Below are 19738 nucleotides of genomic sequence, written 5' to 3'. Positions count from 1 at the left end.
TTAAGAATAATAATATATTTACACCGCTTTAATGTTCGTGTTTATAAAAAAGAGTGTAAAAAAATAGCGTCATCCCGGGAAGGACAACGCTATTAAATATTTTTATTTTTCGCTATATTTTTCAAAATTAGTTTTGATAAAATCAGCAGAATTTTGTAATTTTGCTTTTTCTTCATCAGTTAAATTAAGCGGAACATTTTCCAATACTCCGTCACGACCAACGACCACTGGATAAGATAAATATGAGTCATAATCTTCACGATAATTAGATACTGGAAGTACTGAATGGGCATCAGAAAGGACAACGTTAGCTAATCGAACGGCAGCTGTGGCTACCCCATAATTAGTGTATCCCTTACCTTTGAAAACTGCATAACCACCATGACGAGCTTCATTATCTAAAGCATCTAAGTCTAAATCACGTTCTTTGGCTAATTCAGTTAATGGCTTATCTAAGGCACGCACAGTTGACCAAGCCGTAAATTGAGAATTACCATGCTCACCTAAGTTATACCCAGTCACGGAACGTGAATCGATGTTTAATTTTTCTGCCACGGCTCGTTTCATCCGTGCTGAATCTAATAATGTTCCAGTTCCAATAACGTGTTTCTTAGGTAAACCAGTAACTTGTTGGTAAATTGAAGTAATAACATCGACTGGATTAGTAATGGCGATAATTATCCCGTTAAATCCTGAATCACGAATTTTAGCAGCCACCGACTTAACTTGTTCACTGTTGTAAGCAAGCTCTGAAAAACGGTCTTCATTGGCCCCATCGTTTAATCTGATATTACCTAATGCAGAAATAATCACATCTGCATCACGTAAAGCATCATAATCGTTCACTGTAATATTAGTGTGGAATGGCAAATTGGGCATGGCTTCTCTAAAGTCAATCGCATCCGCATTCACTTTCGCTTCATTTTTATCAATTAAGACTAGGTCGTCTGCAAATCCATTTGCTACGATATAGTGAGCCACCGTTGATCCAACGTGACCGTCTCCGATAACACCAATTTTTCTTACCATTTCTAAAGCCTCCAATATTTATATTGTTAACTATTTTAACAATATAGTTAACAAATTACCATTATTTTTTAATTATTTTCGAAATTTGTTCGATATCTACTGGAGTAGTCCGACAGCAGCCCCCAATAATATTTGCCCCCGCAGTAAGCCAAACTGGTACTTCACGATTAAAAGTATCTAAATGTGGTACCGTCGTCCAAGTCTTTGTTTTTGGATCATAAATATCACCAGGATTAGGATAAACAATAATTGGTAAATCAGTAATCCCATGAATTAGTTTTACGATTGGAGTAATATTCTCAATTTTGGTACAGTTAATTCCAATTCCAGCAATCTTAGGTTGTTTAGCTAACCAACTAACTACTTCGGTTAATGGTGTCCCATCACTTAAAGTTTCTGGATCTTTTACACTTAAACTAATCCAATAGGGGATGGCATCTGGTAAACTATCAATAATTTTAACTAACGCTTTCACCTCAGCAAAATTAGGAATCGTATCAACTGATAATAAATCAGCACCAGCTGCAATCAATGCTTCAATTTTTTCTTGGTGAAAATTTTGATATTCTGTAAAAGTTAAATCATAATCACCAGTATATTCAGCTCCGTTGGCTAAATAAGCCCCATAAGGTCCAATACATCCTGCAACTAAGCCGTCTGGATCAAAATCATCACGAGCTTGTTTCGCAATTTTAACACCTGATTTAATTAAGGCAATCGCTTGCTCATGATCAATGCCAACTTTAGCAAAAGCATCCACATTAGCTTGATAGGTATCCGTAATCGCAATATCAGCTCCTGCTTTAAAATAATCAGCATGGACTTGATAAATTGCTTCTGGATTATCAATTAAAGCATTAGCTGACCATAAAGCGTCATTAGTTTTCACGTTTAATTTTTCTAATTCTGTTCCCATGGCACCGTCCAACACCAGCCGTTCTTTTAGTCGTTGTTTCACAGCTTTATTTGACATCACTAATTCCCCGTTTCTTATCATATCTGAGTTTTATTTCATAAAATACATAACAAATTAAGACAAATGGTACCGTGTAATACAAAGCAATTCTTTGATTTGGGTCAAACCAAATTAGGATACAAGAAAGAAAACAAAGAATAAAGGCAGCCAAAGGAGTCCAAGGATAAAACGGCGTTCGATAAGCTAAATCTTTAATATCTTTGCCACTAGCTACGTACTTTTTTCTAAATTGAAGTTCAGATAAAGCAATTGCCATCCATACGAAGACCACCGCTAATCCAGAAATTGAAACTAAAATTAGATAAACTGATCCAGCAGCATAAACCGCAGAAAATAGCGCAAACACTCCTCCAATCATGCTTGCAATTAAAGCATAAATTGGAATTTCACGTTTGTTAGTTTTCTTGAAAACTTTCGAAATAATTCCTTCATTTGATAATGACCATAACATTCTTGTTGAAGCATATAGTCCGGAATTGGCAGCCGAAATAATGGCTGTTAAAACTACAAAATTCATAATGTCAGCAGCAAATGGAATTCCCATTTCTGAGAAAATCAATACGAATGGACTTTGCGTAACCCCTGCTTGTTTGTAGGAAATCAATGAACTCATTACAATCATACTTCCCACAAAGAATAGAATTAATCGCCATAAAGTTGTCTTAATAGCTTTAGGAATGGTATTAGCTGGGTCTTTAGTTTCACCTGCTGTAATTCCGTACCAGAAAAAGCAAAGTTAACCGTTAACATCGTGGTAAAGACACCACCAAATCCATTTGGAAACAAGCCATTTTTGTAGAAATTTTGAAAACCGATAACTTGATGAGTTCCATGAAAACTAAAAATACCAAAAATTGCCCCGGCACCTAATAAAATAAAAGCTACAATTGCTGCTACTTTAATGCTAGAAAACCAAAATTCAGTTTCTGCAAACCACTTCACCGAAAAAGCATTAATTGCAAAAATCAAAATCATAAATAACAAACTACACACCCAGGTCGCAATACTTGGGAACCAATGTTGCATAATTAAACCTGCAGCCGTAAATTCCGAACCCAATGCAATGGTCCAAGTTAACCAATAAAGAATTGCCACAATAAACCCAGCACTACGTCCTAAATACTTTTGCGCATAGACATGAAATGATCCTGTTTCTGGCATTGCAACTGATAGCTCACCTAAACAAAGCATTACTAAATAAACAATAATTGCGCCTAATAAATAAGCTAAAATAGTTCCAACTGGTCCAGCTTCATGAATCGTATAGCCAGAACTTAAAAATAATCCTGTTCCAATTACCCCACCCAATGAAATCATCAGAACTTGTCTTGATGATATCTCTCTTGATAAATGATTCTTGTGTTCCTCTGCCAACTTATCTTCCTCCTAATTATGTAAAAAAATCAAATAAAAAACACCCATCCTAATTAAAGGACGAGTGTTCTCGTGTTACCACCTTAGTTCATCTACATATTGCTAAATAGATCTCTATAAGTTGCACCAAAATTGGTATAACTTTGCCATGGTATCGGTAACAACCCCGTTATTAGCTAATTATTTACTAATAAAGTATTTTAAAGCCCATTTTCCAAAGTTCAATTTCATTCTTTCACACCAACCAAGAATTCTCTGAGAAACATTCATTTGTACTTAACTTCTACATCGTGTTATTTAATTTATGTTGTTAGTATAAATATTTAAATCCGAATTGTCAAACGGAAAAATAAAAAAGATTCGACAATTAGTCGAATCTTTTTCTTATTTTCTCAGTGGCCGTTCGTTAACAACTGCAAGAAGTTGTAACATTGTGAAGACCAATGAATTATTTTTACGGAAAACGAAATATTTAGATTCCCATTTATCAACATATTTTTCTTTATATGAACGAAGTCCCTGGAAACTATAGAATGCATCACCATATTCATAAATCAAATGAGCTAATTTTTCGTTAATAAAACTAAAACGAGAATTCCCAACATTTGATAATGGTGCCATTCCTAAGTTAAACCATTGATATCCCTCATCTTTAGAATAGTTGAATAAGTTAATAAATACTCCATCCATAATTCCTGATGGTGCATCTTTGCTAGACCGCATTAAATCAATCGATGTCATTTCATGATCACCAGTTGGCATAATATTAGCAAAAGCTACAATCTTATCATTCTCATCACAGATAACCGCGATTGGTGCCTGATTAAGGTAATAAGGATCAAAAAATCCCAATGAAAATCCTTTTTCATCACGACCCTTAAGCCATTCGTCAGAAATTTCTTTAAGTTCATTCATCTTATCAGTTGAAAACGGTGGATTAATAATCTTGAATTTAAAGCCATCCCGCTCAAATTTATGCATTAAAGCCCGTTCACCACGATGCTTTTTCCCAACTAAAGTAAATTCTTGTAAATCAACATGTCCTTCTTCACCAGCTTTGATGAAATCAAAACCTTTATCGTGAAGTAACATCGTTAATGATTCCCCAACTTCATAGAAAACTAAAGTTAAATCAACATTATCAGCATCAATCATGAACTTATCGATTGCCTTACCAAGTAATGCCTGATTACCAAATGGTTCACCCATCACAATTAGCTTATTAGCTTTTTGTTTGTACATGAATACCATCTGATCTTCGCCATCTTCTGAATAGAAGTATACTTTTTTATCACGTAGGAAAACTAAATGACTTACCTCATTACCACCAAACTTATCAATCACAGCTTTAACCCGTGCTTGATCAAATGGTTGGTTCATCCAAGGAGTATTAGAATACGAAAGAAAACGAAACAATCCATACAAAATACAGATAGCAATTACGAATCCAATCAATCCAATTACCCAAACTTGTTGTGATGGAAGTAAATATTCATTAGTCATTCTAATGCCACCATGTCCGTGGCCCATGACGAAACCAACTAAACAGTAAACGGCAAAGGCTCCGACAAAGATTCCGGCATCAGTAATTGCAGCTCCCCAAGAATACGTTAATCGATCACGGTACATTCCCTTACGAGAGAACCAGAGACAGATTAAAATAAAGCCTAGGAAAATAGCTAATCGAATTGGAAAATCTTCTTTCCAAAGGGTATTTCCAATCGCAAATAGTAAAAGAATTACAGTTGGCCAGAAAGCTTTTTTAACTCGTGAACTAACCCCACGCGCAAGTCCAATCAACAAACAACCAACAATCACGTTTGAAAGCTGCCCTAAGAAATATAAGGTAAATGGTGCTAAAGAATTATAGAGGGGATTTAACAGCACCATATTAGGCACAGTTGCTAATAAAATCATCATAATCCCTGAGAAATACATAAAGAATGTAATTACCAGTTGTGATGATCGTTGCACAATATTAGCCGGAATATCATCTAAAAATTTATTTAAGCGACCAACTAATTCTCCCCCAAATAATAATGCCCCAATTCCAAATGGAATGAAGTAATAGAAAATTCGGTAGAGTAAAAGCCAAACGGTTGCTAAAGTTGGCGAAATTCCAAGTTCCCCTAAACCAAGGATCATCATGGTATCAAAAGTCCCAAGTCCCCCTGGAAGCATTGATACAACACCAAACACATTGGCAGCAAAGAACATTGGAATCACGTTCCAAATATCAATGTGAAGATTCATGAAATCACCGATAATTAAGAATAAGGCAACACATGATCCCCATTCCAAACATGATCCGATGATTAACTTAATCTCACGGCGAAGCGTTAAATCGGCAAAAAATTCTGAATTACTAAAACGCGTAAATAAGAACACAATTGGGAAGTAGATTCCCCCACCAAGTAACCAAATCCAATCTCCAGCAAAGCGATTACCAATTCCAAAGCCAAAAATTAAAACTAACGAAATCAAACAATAAGTCGATAGTCCAGCTAATAAGAAGAGTGCGACTTTAGAAATCGCATAAAGGATTTGTTTTTTAGTTGCATCTTTACTGTAAAAATCAGCCCGGAGACTGGCACCTAAAAAGCCACCAAATCCCGCAATATTAGTGAAAGTATTGGTAATCCACCCACTTTTAACCACATATAATGGTTTAAACTTAGATGGTAAAAATTCAGTAAAAGTAAAATCATAGATTAACATTGGAGTAACCGCAATTAACCCTAAAATTGTTAAAATCAATAAATGTTGTGGTGATTGAGAAGCAAGACTTTGCTTCATCTGTGCCCCATTGATTTCTTGTAAAATACTATGAGCTTCAAAAACAACAAAGCAAGCCACAACAATTAAGAAAACAATTTTAATTATATTCAAATACTTATTAAAGAAATCAATAAATTTTTTAAAGAATGCTTTCAAGTGTTTCCTCCAAAAAAATCTTTATCTACTTAACAGAAGGTAGTAAAAAAGGATGTGTGAAATCACACATCCCTTTTTTGATTGAAGAATTATTACTATTTAAGAGTAATAACTGCGCCTTGGGCTTCAAGTTTGTCCTTGATGTCGTTGGCTTCGTCTTCTGAAAGACCTTCTTTAACGATTGATGGAGCACCATCAACCATTTCTTTACATTCTTTAAGACCAAGACCAGTGATACCTTTAAGTTCCTTGATAACTTTGATCTTAGCTGAACCTGCAGAAGTTAATTCTACGTCGAAAGTGCTCTTAGCAGCAGCGGCACCAGCAGCACCAGCAGCAGCAACTGGAGCAGATGCTGAAACGTCAAATTCTTCTTCGATTGCTTTAACCAAATCGTTTAAATCACTGATTGAAGCGTCTTTTAATTGAGCAATAATGTTATCTTTTTCAAAAGCCATGTTAAATTCCTCCTAATAGGACATTTATATTTTTATTATTCAGCGTCGTCTTCTGACTTGCTGTCTGCAATAGCTTTAACAGCGTATGCAACGTTACGTACAGGTGCTTGTAAGATATTTGCAAGAGTAGAAAGTAATTCTTCACGACTTGGTAATGTAGCGAATTCATTAATCTTTTCAATATCTGCAACTTCACCTTCGATAATTCCACCCTTAATTACAAGAGCATCATGTTCGTCAGCGAACTTCTTCAAAATCTTAGCAGGTGCAACGGCATCTTCGTGAGAAAATGCAACGGCACTTGGTCCATTAAAGATTGATTTAAGATCGTTATGTCCACTCTTATCAGCGGCACGTTCTAAAATCTTGTTTTTAATAACCATAAGTTTAACACCGTTATCACGTAATTCTTTACGTAATTCAGTGTCTTGAGCAACAGTCAAACCACGAGAGTCAACAACGATTGCTGAAACGGCTTCAGTAAAGTCTTTAGCAATTTCGTCAACCTTCTTGGCTTTGGCATCAATAACTTCTTTTTTTGGCATAAATTTTCACCTCCCAATGAAATTTGGGACCTAATAAAAAATCCCTATGCTCGCCAAAACATAGAGAAAAGTCGTTAAACTCCTCGGCAGGCGTTAATTAAGGCTACGAGAGCCACCTGAGTCTTAGGCGATTCATATTATACTAATAATTTACCATAGGAAAATACATTAGTCAATACAGGGATTTAATTTTTAGATCAATAACTTAAAATGATTCAGGTGAAACTTTAACACCAGGACCAAAAGTTGATGAAACAGAAATGTTTTGAATGTAAGTACCGTGAACAGAAGCAGGACGGTTTTTAACCAAGATGCTTTCAACAGTCTTAAAGTTTTCAACTAACTTATCTGTATCAAATGAGTTTTTACCAATAGCAACGGCAATATTACCATCACGGTCAGTACGGTAAGTAACCTTACCAGCCTTGGCTTCAGAAACGGCTTTAGTAACATCCATAGTTACAGTACCAGTCTTAGGGTTAGGCATTAAACCTTTAGGTCCAAGCACACGTCCTAAACGACCAACTTGAGCCATCATATCAGGAGTTGAAACTGCGACATCAAAGTCCATCCAACCGTCCATGATCTTTTGTGCTAAGTCTTCTTCACCAACAACGTCTGCACCAGCTGCTTCGGCTTCTTTAGCCTTGTCACCCTTAGCAAATACAATAACTTTTTGATCTTTACCAGTACCATTAGGTAAAACTACGGCACCACGTAATTGTTGATCAGCTTGTTTTGTATCAACGTTTAATTTAATAACAACTTCGATTGAATCATCAAAGTTGGCAACATCTAATTTTTGAACAAGAGCAACTGCGTCATCAACAGGGTATGCAATACTCTTATCGATTTGTTCAGCAGCGTCTCTGTACTTCTTACCTCTTTTACGAGCCATGTGATTTCCTCCTTGCGATGTGGTCAAACGGAATTTCTTCCTCCCACTTCAAGCATTATCTTGATAATAAAGTAACTACTACGGGGTTAAGATTAACCTTCGACAGTGAATCCCATACTACGTGCAGTACCTTCAATCATACGCATAGCTGCTTCAACATCAGCTGCGTTAAGATCTTGCATTTTAGTTTCGGCGATTTCTTTCACTTGAGCTTTAGTTACGCTAGCAACTTTCTTAGTGTTAGGTTCACCAGAACCAGATTCAACACCAGCAGCCTTCTTTAAAAGAATAGCGGCAGGTGGAGTCTTAGTAATGAAACTGAATGAGTGATCTTCAAATACGGTAATTACAACCGGAATAAGCATACCTACTTGATCAGCAGTACGTGCGTTAAAATCCTTTGTAAATTCCATAATGTTCACACCAGCTTGACCCAATGCAGGTCCAACTGGAGGAGCAGGTGTTGCTTTACCCGCTGCAATTTGTAACTTAACAATATCTACTACTTTTTTAGCCACGAGACAAACCTCCTTAAGTCCGTGTGTGGTAAATGAAGATGAAATTTCTTCTCCCACGTTGATTATGCACAAAGTACACTAGAGAATTATATCATAAACGTCATTCTTGTACAAGAATAGTTCTAATTATTCGTTTTCTAGTGGTTTTACTTGGTTGAAATCTAGTTCAGTACTAGTTTCACGACCGAACATGTCGATGTTAACTTTCAACTTGCCCTTTTCGTTATCGATACTAGTGATTTTACCAGAAAGTCCATTGAAAGCACCTTCGATAATTGTCACAGTGTCACCAACTTTACTATCCAAAGGTTGGATGTTTTGCTTCATGCCAAGTTGAGCCATAACATGATCAACTTCTTCAGGAAGTAATGGGTTTGGTTTTGAACCTTGCCCATGTGATCCGATAAATCCAGTAACACCTGGGGTATTACGAACAACGTACCATGCACGGTCAGTCATTACCATTTGTACAAGAACATATCCAGGGAAAGTCTTATCCATAACAACTTTTTCTTTACCGTTCTTAACTTCGTGTTTTTCAGTTTCCGGTACAACTACGTCAAAGATGTAATCTTGCATACCCATTGAATCTCTTCTTGATTCAAGGTTTTCTTTAACTTTGTTTTCGTAACCAGAGTAAGTATGAAGCACATACCATTGTTTTTCAGCTGATTCTACCACTTCAAAAATCTCCTTTACTATTCGACCAAAATAAAAAACCCCGCGTAAGCGAAGTCCGTATTTCAACTATAACAGAATTTTAATTAGTTTGCTAGTTTGATAAATATTATAACTTGATTAGAGCAGTTTGTACGGCCCAATCAATAAGTCCAAGGAATACAGTGAAGAAAATGGTTGTGCCGATAACAGTTAAGGTATCAGTTCTAGTTTGTTTAGCGTTAGGCCAAACAACTAGTTTCATTTCAGTTCCAACACTCTTGAAAAAGTTCCAAAGTCTTTTCATTGATCAAATCTCCTTAGTGGGTTTCCCGATGAATTGTGTTTTTACCACAGTGTTTACAGAATTTCTTTAATTCTAATCGTTCTTCACGACCAGGTTTAGCGGTGACGGTGTAGTTACGCGCGCCACATTCAGTACAAGCCAATGCTACTTTCTTTTGTGACATCAACTACACCTCCTTAATCATTATTAACTTTATCATCTAATTTTAGCTGCGTCAAACGAGTATAATCTTCATATTTTCTGCGACATCTAATTAATGCGTTTTTGACTTTTAAAACTGGAACGGCTTCTTGTTGGGCAATTTTTTCCGGACTATTTTGCCGTAATGACTCAGTTAAAACTAACCGTTCAAAACTAGAACAATTATTACTGACCTCAGCTACACAAGCATAAAATTCACACATCTCGTCTGGACGATACGCCATTGCATCATAAACGGTATCTGCATAATAATCAGGAAATAGATTTAGTGAGGTTTGCAATTTAGTTGGAACTCGTTTCTTCGCTTTTCGTTTACGAATTAAGTCAAACAACCGATTTTTTAAACTTGCTTTATAAAATGAACCAAAAGTCACTTTCTTTCGAATATCATATTTGGCTAAGATCCGTTGTAAAACAATTGCTGCTTCTTGACTCCAGTCTGCTAATTCCATATCAGTTAAATAAAATTCATTCCATAATTTTAAATGAATCGGTGCAAATTGCTGAAACAATTGATAAAAGCGATCTTCATCTATTTGGGCGTCAATAATTAATTGTGGATCAAAATGGTTAGCTTGATTAATATTCATAATTTTAGTTCTCCTCGTAATTGAATGCTTATAAATTACAAAGGATAAAAACTTGCTACAAGCGAACGATTGTTCGAAATAATAAATACACACAATACCAATTGCACACTATTGATAATGCAATAAAATTCAAATAAAAAAAGAATGAACTTTATTCATTCTTTGATAATTTATCTCGTAAAGCTGTTAATTTATCTAATTGTCCCTCATCAAAAGTAATGCGATTTCCGGTTAAATTACTATTGTAATTTTTAGCTTCATTGCGAATTTCTTTTTTAGTCCGACGCACTGAGGTTAGTAATTCTTGGTCTGGAATCCGTAAAGCTCCAGCCGAAAAAATCGTCCACTGTTCCGCATGATCACTAGTAGCTACTTCAACTTGGGTAAACAATGATTGTTCCCGGGTTGCTAAGGATTCGATATACGTATCAGCAGTTTCATTTTTGTTGGTCCAGACTACTTGAATGTTTTTAACTTTTTTAGATTTTGCTAATCCAGGAACATACATGGCATCAAAAACCACAATAATTTCTTTACCGCTGTATTTTTGATATTCTGATAATTCCTTAATTAACTCATCTCTAGCTTCTGGCAATTTATTGTCGAGTTTCAAGCGATTTAAATGTTCCCAATTTCCAATCACATTGTAAGCATCAACAATTAATAATTCACTTTTATTATATTTAGCCATTATTTTAGTGGATGACGAGAATTAAATCCTTGGTACATTAATAATCCAGCGGCAACAGAAGCATTCAAACTTTGAATGTCTCCAATCATCGGAATGGTAAGCATTTCGTCAACTTGTTTCTTCAATAGTGGGGAAATTCCCTTTCCTTCACTACCAATAATTAAAGCTGATGCGCCTTTAGCATCCCAACGACGGTAATCTGTTCCTTTCATATCAGTTCCAAAGACCCATACTCCACGATCTTTCAAATCATTAACGGTGTTAACCAAGTTAGTTACTTTGGCAACGGGAACCCGTTCAATTGCTCCAGCAGATGTTTTAGCAACTGTTGAAGTTAGTCCAACTGAACGATGCTTGGGAATGATTACACCGTGAACACCAGAAGCATCCGCAGTTCTTAAAATTGATCCTAAGTTATGTGGATCAGCAATATTATCGAGAATTACGAAGAATGGTGGTTCATCATGTTTAGCAGCATTATCAAACAAATCATCAATTGTAGCATATTTGAAAGCAGCAATGGCTAACATTACTCCTTGATGATTTTGATGATCTGACATTAAATCTAATTTTGACTTTGGTACATTTGAAATCACCAAATGACGGCCTTTAGCTAATTTAAGAATGGTCCGAACCGTTTCATCATCTTTACTAATTCCACTTTGGAGGAATACTTTGTTGATGTCTTGTTCTTCATTTCTTAAAGCAGCAACGGCCGGATGGCGACCGATAATAAAATCTTCATTATTTTTCATAAACGACTCTCCCTGCTTCAACTTGATCAATACACCATTGAGCAAGTTCAGCTAATCTATCTTCTTGACCACTTAGGGATAAGAATCCAAATAAGGCTTCAAATCCAGTTGAAATACGGTATGTAACCACACTGGTATTCTTAGCGTGGGTATAACTCTTAGAGTTACGTCCACGTTTGAAGAAGTATTCTTCTTCATCGGTCAATAAGTTATCTTCTTCCATTAAAGCAATTAAACCTGCTTGAGCCTTAGCAGAAACATATTTAGTTGCACGATGTTGCAATTGGTTTGGACGGACAATTCCTTGATCAATTAAATGACGGCGAACGAAAACTTCGTACACACCATCACCTAAGTAAGCCAAGGCAATTCCGTTTAATTGTCTAAATTCAATATTTTTATCAGGTTCACTCATTAACTAATTGTTTTCCCTTCTAAAACGAGTTCCTTGGGGAGTATCCTCAAGGACGATTCCTTGTTCTTTTAATTCATCACGGATTTCATCACTACGTTGAAAATTACGATCAGCACGAGCTTGATTCCGTTCCGCAATTAATTTTTCGACTTCTTCATCGTTGAAAGCTACTGCAGTAAGCTCGATTCCAAAGATGGATGCTAGTTGTTTTAAACGATTCATGATTAATTCAATCGTTTCTTTGAAAACCACAGGACGTTCCGCATAAACGTTCCCAAGTTTAGCCATTTCATAGACTTTAGCAATCCCATTTTGCACGTTAAAATCATCATCCATGGCATCTTGGAAATCAGCTTGTAATTGACGAATTTCTTGGTCAACCTTTGGATCACCATCAACTTCAGCATCGTTTAACCGATATTCCAAATTAGTGTAAGCCGTTTGCAACTTTTTCAAATTAGCAGCTGCTTCATCTAAACCAGCTTGGCTAAAACGAATTGGACGACGATATTGAGTGGTTGACATCATAAAACGCAACACTTGTGGATCAATCTTTTTAATTAAATCATGAACCGTCACAAAGTTACCTAATGACTTACTCATCTTTTCGTCATCATCACCGACTGTCACAAACCCATTATGAAGCCAGTAATTAACAAATTTCTTCCCAGTTTCAGCTTCACTCTGAGCCCGTTCATTTTCATGATGAGGAAATTCAAGATCAATTCCACCACCATGAATATCAAATGTATCCCCAAGATACTTGGTAGACATCACAGAACATTCAATATGCCAGCCCGGACGGCCTTTACCCCATGGAGATTCCCATGAAATTTCATCTGGTTTAGCATTCTTCCATAACGCAAAATCAATTGGATCTTCTTTTTTGGCTAATTCATCAGCAGAAACGTGTTGACTAGCACCACTTTCCAACGTATCGATATCTTCATGCCCTAATTCACCGTAAGTTTTAAACTTACGAGCCCGGTAATAAACATCCCCATCCACGCTATAAGCGTATCCATTATCAATTAATCCTTGAATAAATTTAATAATATCGGGAATATTTTCCGTAGCCCGTGGATTTAATGTGGCTGGTTCCACGTTTAAGGCCTTGGTATCTTCAAAATAAGCTTTAATAAATTTATCAGCTACTTCAGGAACGGTAATTCCATCTTCTTTAGCTGCTTTAATCATTTTATCATCAACATCCGTAAAATTAGAAACGTAATTAACTTCATAACCAAGATATTCAAAATATCTCCTAATAGTGTCAAAAGCTACAATACTACGCGCGTTACCAATATGAATGTAGTTATAAACGGTAGGTCCACAGACATACATATTCACTTTCCCTGCATGAATTGGTTCGAAATTTTCCATTTCATTATTTAATGAATTATAAACTTTTAATCCCATGACTACCTCCTACGTTTTTCACTTAATGATATCATATTGGGGATAATTTTTCCCCCAAACAACGGGATAAGCAGTTAAAACCAATTTATTTAAAAATATTTTAATATTCACCCAATTTGTTTAATTTGGCAAAATAAAAATAGACAAATCACATTGTGATTTGTCTATTTCTCATTATTATTTGTTAATTTGATCAAGAGTTTGTTGTAAATGCTTCAAAGTTTTTTCTCTACCAATCAATTCGATTGATTCTGGTAGTTCAGGACCTTCCATTTCGTGGGTAACCGCGATACGGATTGGCATCCATAACTTACGACCTTTAATCTTAGTTTCTTTTTGAACTGCTTTAATCGTCTTCAAGATTTCAACTTTATCAAAGATTGGTAAGTCTTTAATCTTGTCAGCAAATGCTTTAAGTACAACTGGGGCAGTTTCATTACTAATTTCTTCAAGTGCTTCACCTTCAACTAGTTCAGGTTCTTCAAAGAAGACGTTAGCCATTTCGTTAATTTGTGCCATATAACTCATTTGTGGACGGTAAACATCAATAAGTTTACGAGCCCATTCAATTGTAAGAGCATCTGGATTTTCTGGTAATTTACCACCCTTGATTAATTGACGTAATGCCAAATCAACAATGGTATCTTCATCAGTATTCTTAACGTATTGGTTGTTAATCCATTCAAGTTTCTTGCTATCAAAAGTAGCAGGTGACTTACTTAGACGTGATTCATCGTACATCTTGATGAATTGACGTTGGTTAAAGATTTCATCTTCACCAACTGGTGACCAACCTAATAAGACAATGAAATTAAACAATGCATCTGGAAGGTAACCTAATTCATGGTATTGTTCGATAAATTGAAGCACAGTTTCATCACGTTTACTCAATTTCTTACCAGTATCAGCACTGATAATTAAGCTCATGTGCCCAAACTTAGGTGCTTGCCAACCAAAGGCTTCATAAATCATTAATTGTTTTGGAGTGTTAGCAACGTGATCATCACCACGGAATACGTGACTAATCTTCATGTTGTGATCATCCGCAACAACGGCAAAGTTATAAGTAGGCATTCCGTCACGTTTAACGATAACGAAATCTCCACCAATACTGTCTGAATTAAATGAAACGTGACCTTTAACAAGATCGTCCCATTCGTAAGTATGGTCCTTTGGTACACGGAAACGAACAACTGGTTTCAAACCTTTAGCTTCAGCATCAGCGATTGCTGCTTTGCGTTCGTCTTCAGTCATACCAGCAAATTCATATTCGTAGTGAGGCATCACACCACGGGCTTTTTGTTCTTCACGTTCGGCTTCGAGTTCTTCTTCAGTCTTGTATGAATAGTATGCTTTATCTTCATCCAATAATTTTTGAATTAATGGATCATAAGTAGCACGACGTTCTGATTGACGGTAAGGCCCAAAGTCTCCGCCAACATCAGGACCTTCATCCCAGTTAAGACCTAACCATTTAAGGTTGTCTAATTGACTCTTTTCACCATCAGCCACGTTACGTTTAGTATCTGTATCTTCGATACGGATGATGAATGTACCCTTGTAATGACGGGCAAAAAGGTAGTTAAAAATTGCTGTTCTAGCGTTTCCGATATGCAAGTGTCCGGTAGGACTTGGGGCATAACGTACACGGATTTTATCGTTTGCCAATGAAATCTCTCTTTTCTATATCTATTTATACTTAATTCTACAATTATATTGAAGAAAAATAAAGCTGTGACCATTATTTCTTCAAAGCAAGTTTTAAAGCTTCTCGAATTGTAGTTACTCCAACTACATCAATATCAGAATCAATTTTTAAACCATCGAGGTTATGCTTAGGTACAATTACCCGAGAAAAACCTAATTTAGCGGCTTCTCGGATTCGTTGTTCAATGCGATCTACCCGACGAATTTCTCCAGTCAAACCAAGTTCACCGATGTAACATTCTTTGGGATCAGTACTAATATCTTCATAACTGGAGGCAATACTAATGGCCATTGCTAAATCAATTGCGGGTTCGACTAATTTAACTCCGCCAGCTGCTTTTAAGTATGCATCTTGATTTTGCAACATTAAACCGGCCCGCTTTTCCAAGACAGCCATAATCAATGAGACCCGATTTCGATCTACCCCAGTGGCAGTTCGTTGGGCATTACCAAAGACAGACGGTGTAATCAAAGCCTGGATTTCAACTAAAATTGGTCGAGTTCCTTCCATCGCAACCACAATGGCTGAACCAGTAGCATTGTGCAATCGTTCTTCTAGGAAAATTTCAGAAGGATTTTCAACTTCCTTTAACCCACTATCAACCATCTCAAAGATTCCCAGTTCGTTAGTTGAACCAAAACGGTTTTTTACAGCCCGAAGTAGACGATAAGCATGATGTTTATCCCCTTCAAAATACAAAACTGTATCTACCATATGTTCCAAAGTCTTAGGTCCTGCAATCGCACCACCTTTAGTGACATGGCCCACCACAAAAATGGTAATGTTGTTGGTTTTGGCAATGTTCATCAAATCTGCAGTGACTCCACGAACTTGAGAAACGGAACCAATGGCGGATGCTACGTCACCTTCTTGCATTGTTTGCACAGAATCGATGATTACAACATCTGGTTTAACGTTGGCAATGGCTTCCCGAATGGCAGTCATATCAGTTTCTGGAAAGACATATAAATTATCCAGATTAGTGACACCAAGACGATCCGCACGCATCTTTACTTGATCCGCACTTTCTTCCCCAGTCACATAAAGCACGCGTTTTCCATATTTACTTAATTGACCAGAAACTTGTAATAGCAAAGTTGATTTTCCAATTCCGGGATCTCCACCAATTAAAACTAGTGAACCCGGAACGACTCCTCCACCTAATACGCGGTTAAGTTCATTTGATTCAATTTGATACCGGGGTGCTTCGTGAGCGTTAACATCGTCAATTAGAGTTGGTTTGGATTTTTGTCCCTCAAACGAAACTCGCGTTACATTGGCAGTCTTGGTATCATTTTTCGCAACTGTTTCTTCTTCAAAAGTGTTCCATTCCCCACAGTTTGGACAACGTCCTAAATATGTTGGGGAAACGTATCCACAATTGGAACAAACAAAGCGCGTTGTTGCTTTTGCCATTTAATTCATCTCCTTATTTCCCAGATGAACCAAATCCACCTGTTCTAGTTGCTTTTGGACCTTCGTCATCATCAGCCAATAAGAATGGCATGAAAATTCCTTGTCCAATTCGTTCACCTTTTTTTATTTGGCGGTCTTTCACCCCAAAATTAGTCATTTGAACGAAAATTTCACCTTCATTATTATCATTATCATAGTAATCAGCATCAATCACACCGATTCCGTTTGGCACAATCATGCCACGCTTAAGCGGATTACTTGAACGGTTAGCAATAATTAAAACTTCATTATCTTGCATGTAGGCTTTGATCCCAGTCGGAATCAAATATGGTTTTAAAATTTTCCGTGCCTCTTCTGCATCAGTTTCTGATAAATTCTTTTCTGTTAAAATCACCTTTAAGGCTTTTAAAAATCCTAATTTCCAAATTGAAGGCAAAGTCATATCGACTGAACTGGCAAAATCATAACCAGCTGCATTTTTAGTTGCCCGCTTTGGTAATTCTAACCCCAAATCTTGATCTTTTGTTACTATTTTGAATCCTCTTTTCATCTGTAAAACTCCTAACCTTTAAATAATTGGATACTACCATTCTAACAGTATTTACAGCCAATTTACATGACTTGACAAAACGCTAAAATCCATGGAAAATAGCCTTTGGAAAGAAACAAAACCGAACATTCGATTAAGGGGATATTCATGGATAGCGAAACCGTAAAAAAACAAAAAGCCGAAGTTGGTCGTGAAGCGGTTAACTTCATTAAAGATGGCATGATTGTTGGAATTGGTAGTGGATCAACAATGTGGTACCTAGTTGAAGAACTTGGTAAAAAAGTTCAAGCTGGATTAAACATTGTTGGAGTACCTACCTCTAAATATACCAGAGCACATGCCGAAAAATTAGGTATTACAATGAAAAATGTTGATGAAGTCGACCATATTGATTTAACTATCGATGGTGCTGACCAAATTGATGAAAACTACCAAGGTATTAAAGGTGGTGGTGCATCACATCTCATGGAAAAAATTGTAGCCGTTAATTCACGCAAAAACATGTGGATTGTTGATGAAACTAAAATGGTTAAAACACTAAACTATCCAGTACCACTAGAAGTTATCCCCTACGGAAGTAAACAACTAGAAAAAAGACTTAACAAAATGGGACTTAATCCTCGTCTTCGCTTAGGTGAAAATGGTGAACCAATCAAAACTGATTCCCAAAATTACATCATCGATCTTTATTTAGACCATATCGATGATCCTAAAGCCTTAGCTGCAACTCTTGATTCAATTACTGGAATTGTAGAACATGGTTTCTTTTTGGACATTGCCAATACCATTATTGTGCAACATCCAGATGGTCCAGAAATCATTAATGCCCGCTAAACACTAAATTAAGCTATAATAGAGCCAATCAATTATTTTGGGAGGCTTTTTATTATGGATAAATCTATTGAACCAAATAACATCAAACGTTATGCCAATAACCTTAACGAAATTTCAGACGCTAATGTCGTTCGTCGTGCAGTTACACATAACGGTGTCTTAAAATCAGCTGCTGACTATGAAGCAAACGCTGCTATGGACCCAATTTTCTCGGTCGACGTTTCAAGTCAACACGTAGCTAACCAAAAACAAAGTGGAAGATGTTGGGTATTCGCTGCTTTAAATACCATGCGGACCCAAGTTGAAAACAACTTCAATGTGCCAAAAGATTTTGAATTATCACAAACATTCACTTTCTTCTGGGACAAGTTTGAAAAATCAAACTACTTCTTAAACAACATTATTAATACTGCTGACCAACCTTTAGATTCACGGAAAGTTAACTTCTTATTAACTACACCACAACAAGATGGTGGCCAATGGGACATGCTTTGTGCCTTAATTGAAAAATACGGAATCGTGCCTAAATCAGCTATGCCTGAAACTTTCAATAGTTCAGCATCAGCCGAAATTAACCACGCTTTAAACACTCAATTACGTCATGATGCAATTATCTTACGTAAATTAGTTAATGACGGTCAAAGTGCAGAAATCGTAAACGCTAAACGTGATGATATGATGAATGATATCTACCGCATGTTAGTTTTCGCTTTTGGTAAACCAGTGGAAAAATTCACATTCGAATATCGTGATGCTGATAAAAAATACCACATTGACGAAGATTTAACTCCAAAAGATTTCTTCAATAAATACATTAACTTAGACTTAGAAGAATACGTTTCAATCATTAATTCACCTACTGCTGACAAGCCATTTAACAAGACTTACACCGTTGAAATGCTTGGTAACGTGGTTGGTGGTCGTGATGTTAAACACTTTAATCTTCCAATTGAAAGATTAAAGGAATTAACGATTGCCCAACTTAAAGCTGGTGAAACAGTTTGGTTTGGTAGTGATGTTTCCATGGATAGTGATCGTAAAGCCGGTATCTTAGATACTGACTTATACCATGTTGACGATTTAATGCACACTGATATGTCATTAACTAAGGCTGAACGGCTTGATTATGGTGAAAGTGCAATGAACCACGCCATGGTTATCACTGGTGTTGATATTGTGAATGGAAAACCAACTAAATGGAAAGTTGAAAATAGTTGGGGTGAAAAAGTTGGTGAAGATGGTTACTTCGTTATGAGTGACGATTGGTTCAGCGAATTTGTTTACCAAGTAGTTATTAACAAGAAATACTTAACTCCTGAAGAACGTGAACAACAAACTGAAGAACCAAAAGAATTAGCTCCATGGGATCCAATGGGTACCCTAGCATAAACATAAATACGAAAAAATCCGCAATTAGTTATTAAAACTGATTGCGGATTTTTATTTTATCGTAACAAAAAACG

At 36.4% G+C, this 19738-nt stretch carries 20 protein-coding genes, 1 pseudogene and 2 other annotated features; of the genes and pseudogenes, 2 read left to right on the top strand and 19 right to left on the bottom strand.

The genetic code is table 11. The features are described 5' to 3' along the window. Positions 1 to 102: 102 nt before the first annotated feature. The 19 genes and pseudogenes from ACQW5G_RS06130 to ACQW5G_RS06040 form a co-directional block, all read right to left on the bottom strand. A complete protein-coding gene (locus tag ACQW5G_RS06130; protein ID WP_429970590.1) occupies positions 103 to 1029 on the bottom strand; it encodes an L-lactate dehydrogenase in 927 nt (308 codons plus the stop codon). A 61-nt stretch (positions 1030 to 1090) separates the two neighbouring features. Next, positions 1091 to 2002, bottom strand: coding sequence for a homocysteine S-methyltransferase (mmuM, locus tag ACQW5G_RS06125; protein ID WP_429970589.1), 912 nt, complete (start codon positions 2000 to 2002; stop codon positions 1091 to 1093). Next, a pseudogene (locus ACQW5G_RS06120) lies at positions 1992 to 3322 on the bottom strand (amino acid permease). Before ACQW5G_RS06120 ends, mmuM begins: the two are co-directional and overlap by 11 nt. A gap of 110 nt (positions 3323 to 3432) precedes the next feature. Then, positions 3433 to 3677, bottom strand: a binding site (T-box leader). A gap of 86 nt (positions 3678 to 3763) precedes the next feature. Next, the gene (gene mprF / locus ACQW5G_RS06115; protein WP_429970587.1) at positions 3764 to 6313 is read right to left on the bottom strand and encodes a bifunctional lysylphosphatidylglycerol flippase/synthetase MprF; all 2550 of its coding nucleotides are present in this window, start codon (positions 6311 to 6313) and stop codon (positions 3764 to 3766) included. Positions 6314 to 6408: 95 nt separating this feature from the next. After that, on the bottom strand, positions 6409 to 6771 hold the full coding sequence (gene rplL / locus ACQW5G_RS06110; protein WP_429970585.1) for a 50S ribosomal protein L7/L12: 363 nt from the start codon (positions 6769 to 6771) through the stop codon (positions 6409 to 6411). A gap of 35 nt (positions 6772 to 6806) precedes the next feature. Next, complete coding sequence (gene rplJ, locus ACQW5G_RS06105) at positions 6807 to 7316, bottom strand: 50S ribosomal protein L10 (RefSeq protein WP_429970583.1); 510 nt, start codon at positions 7314 to 7316, stop codon at positions 6807 to 6809. A gap of 26 nt (positions 7317 to 7342) precedes the next feature. Further along, positions 7343 to 7462: a sequence feature (ribosomal protein L10 leader region), on the bottom strand. 59 nt (positions 7463 to 7521) lie between these two features. Then, positions 7522 to 8214: a 50S ribosomal protein L1 gene (rplA, locus tag ACQW5G_RS06100; RefSeq protein ID WP_429970582.1), complete on the bottom strand. Its 693-nt coding sequence runs from the start codon at positions 8212 to 8214 to the stop codon at positions 7522 to 7524. Between the two features lie 92 nt (positions 8215 to 8306). Continuing rightward, entirely contained in the window at positions 8307 to 8732 is a 426-nt protein-coding gene (rplK, locus tag ACQW5G_RS06095) for a 50S ribosomal protein L11 (protein ID WP_429970581.1), read from the bottom strand. Between the two features lie 126 nt (positions 8733 to 8858). After that, positions 8859 to 9413: a transcription termination/antitermination protein NusG gene (gene nusG, locus ACQW5G_RS06090; protein WP_429970580.1), complete on the bottom strand. Its 555-nt coding sequence runs from the start codon at positions 9411 to 9413 to the stop codon at positions 8859 to 8861. A gap of 106 nt (positions 9414 to 9519) precedes the next feature. Beyond that, positions 9520 to 9696: a preprotein translocase subunit SecE gene (gene secE, locus ACQW5G_RS06085; RefSeq protein ID WP_429970579.1), complete on the bottom strand. Its 177-nt coding sequence runs from the start codon at positions 9694 to 9696 to the stop codon at positions 9520 to 9522. Between the two features lie 13 nt (positions 9697 to 9709). Then, a complete protein-coding gene (rpmG, locus tag ACQW5G_RS06080; protein WP_429970578.1) occupies positions 9710 to 9859 on the bottom strand; it encodes a 50S ribosomal protein L33 in 150 nt (49 codons plus the stop codon). Positions 9860 to 9872: 13 nt separating this feature from the next. Next, positions 9873 to 10487: a sigma-70 family RNA polymerase sigma factor gene (locus tag ACQW5G_RS06075; protein WP_429970577.1), complete on the bottom strand. Its 615-nt coding sequence runs from the start codon at positions 10485 to 10487 to the stop codon at positions 9873 to 9875. A gap of 151 nt (positions 10488 to 10638) precedes the next feature. After that, the gene (locus tag ACQW5G_RS06070) at positions 10639 to 11178 is read right to left on the bottom strand and encodes an NYN domain-containing protein (protein WP_429970576.1); all 540 of its coding nucleotides are present in this window, start codon (positions 11176 to 11178) and stop codon (positions 10639 to 10641) included. Beyond that, complete coding sequence (rlmB, locus tag ACQW5G_RS06065) at positions 11178 to 11933, bottom strand: 23S rRNA (guanosine(2251)-2'-O)-methyltransferase RlmB (protein ID WP_429970575.1); 756 nt, start codon at positions 11931 to 11933, stop codon at positions 11178 to 11180. The genes ACQW5G_RS06070 and rlmB overlap by 1 nt, the downstream gene beginning before the upstream one ends. Beyond that, positions 11923 to 12348: a Mini-ribonuclease 3 gene (locus ACQW5G_RS06060; protein ID WP_429970574.1), complete on the bottom strand. Its 426-nt coding sequence runs from the start codon at positions 12346 to 12348 to the stop codon at positions 11923 to 11925. Before ACQW5G_RS06060 ends, rlmB begins: the two co-directional genes overlap by 11 nt. Positions 12349 to 12351: 3 nt before the next feature. After that, complete coding sequence (gene cysS, locus ACQW5G_RS06055) at positions 12352 to 13767, bottom strand: cysteine--tRNA ligase (protein WP_429970573.1); 1416 nt, start codon at positions 13765 to 13767, stop codon at positions 12352 to 12354. A 177-nt stretch (positions 13768 to 13944) separates the two neighbouring features. Then, a complete protein-coding gene (gene gltX, locus ACQW5G_RS06050; protein ID WP_429970571.1) occupies positions 13945 to 15435 on the bottom strand; it encodes a glutamate--tRNA ligase in 1491 nt (496 codons plus the stop codon). A gap of 73 nt (positions 15436 to 15508) precedes the next feature. After that, a complete protein-coding gene (radA, locus tag ACQW5G_RS06045; protein ID WP_429970570.1) occupies positions 15509 to 16891 on the bottom strand; it encodes a DNA repair protein RadA in 1383 nt (460 codons plus the stop codon). A 13-nt stretch (positions 16892 to 16904) separates the two neighbouring features. Beyond that, positions 16905 to 17441 carry a dUTP diphosphatase gene (locus ACQW5G_RS06040; RefSeq protein WP_429970568.1) on the bottom strand — a complete coding sequence of 179 codons (537 nt, stop codon included), beginning with the start codon at positions 17439 to 17441 and terminating at the stop codon, positions 16905 to 16907. A gap of 147 nt (positions 17442 to 17588) precedes the next feature. On the opposite strand from ACQW5G_RS06040, the gene rpiA reads away from it, so the two are divergent. Together rpiA and ACQW5G_RS06030 are read left to right on the top strand one after the other, a co-directional pair. Then, a complete protein-coding gene (gene rpiA, locus ACQW5G_RS06035; protein WP_429970566.1) occupies positions 17589 to 18275 on the top strand; it encodes a ribose-5-phosphate isomerase RpiA in 687 nt (228 codons plus the stop codon). A 54-nt stretch (positions 18276 to 18329) separates the two neighbouring features. Then, on the top strand, positions 18330 to 19664 hold the full coding sequence (locus tag ACQW5G_RS06030; protein WP_429970564.1) for a C1 family peptidase: 1335 nt from the start codon (positions 18330 to 18332) through the stop codon (positions 19662 to 19664). Positions 19665 to 19738 lie beyond the last annotated feature (74 nt).

Origin of the sequence: Fructilactobacillus sp. Tb1 (genome assembly GCF_050500285.1) — a bacterium.
Lineage (GTDB): Bacteria > Bacillota > Bacilli > Lactobacillales > Lactobacillaceae > Fructilactobacillus.
This window is presented reverse-complemented; position numbering and strand designations above follow the sequence as displayed.

Coding starts and splice junctions, on each gene's coding strand:
- rplL (WP_429970585.1), bottom strand. CDS start 6,771: ATGGCTTTTGAAAAAGATAACATTATTGCTCAATTAAAAGACGCTTCA.
- ACQW5G_RS06075 (WP_429970577.1), bottom strand. CDS start 10,487: ATGAATATTAATCAAGCTAACCATTTTGATCCACAATTAATTATTGAC.
- mmuM (WP_429970589.1), bottom strand. CDS start 2,002: ATGTCAAATAAAGCTGTGAAACAACGACTAAAAGAACGGCTGGTGTTG.
- radA (WP_429970570.1), bottom strand. CDS start 16,891: ATGGCAAAAGCAACAACGCGCTTTGTTTGTTCCAATTGTGGATACGTT.
- rplJ (WP_429970583.1), bottom strand. CDS start 7,316: ATGCCAAAAAAAGAAGTTATTGATGCCAAAGCCAAGAAGGTTGACGAA.
- cysS (WP_429970573.1), bottom strand. CDS start 13,767: ATGGGATTAAAAGTTTATAATTCATTAAATAATGAAATGGAAAATTTC.
- rplA (WP_429970582.1), bottom strand. CDS start 8,214: ATGGCTCGTAAAAGAGGTAAGAAGTACAGAGACGCTGCTGAACAAATC.
- ACQW5G_RS06030 (WP_429970564.1), top strand. CDS start 18,330: ATGGATAAATCTATTGAACCAAATAACATCAAACGTTATGCCAATAAC.
- ACQW5G_RS06060 (WP_429970574.1), bottom strand. CDS start 12,348: ATGAGTGAACCTGATAAAAATATTGAATTTAGACAATTAAACGGAATT.
- ACQW5G_RS06070 (WP_429970576.1), bottom strand. CDS start 11,178: ATGGCTAAATATAATAAAAGTGAATTATTAATTGTTGATGCTTACAAT.
- rpiA (WP_429970566.1), top strand. CDS start 17,589: ATGGATAGCGAAACCGTAAAAAAACAAAAAGCCGAAGTTGGTCGTGAA.
- rpmG (WP_429970578.1), bottom strand. CDS start 9,859: ATGTCACAAAAGAAAGTAGCATTGGCTTGTACTGAATGTGGCGCGCGT.
- secE (WP_429970579.1), bottom strand. CDS start 9,696: ATGAAAAGACTTTGGAACTTTTTCAAGAGTGTTGGAACTGAAATGAAA.
- rlmB (WP_429970575.1), bottom strand. CDS start 11,933: ATGAAAAATAATGAAGATTTTATTATCGGTCGCCATCCGGCCGTTGCT.
- ACQW5G_RS06040 (WP_429970568.1), bottom strand. CDS start 17,441: ATGAAAAGAGGATTCAAAATAGTAACAAAAGATCAAGATTTGGGGTTA.
- ACQW5G_RS06130 (WP_429970590.1), bottom strand. CDS start 1,029: ATGGTAAGAAAAATTGGTGTTATCGGAGACGGTCACGTTGGATCAACG.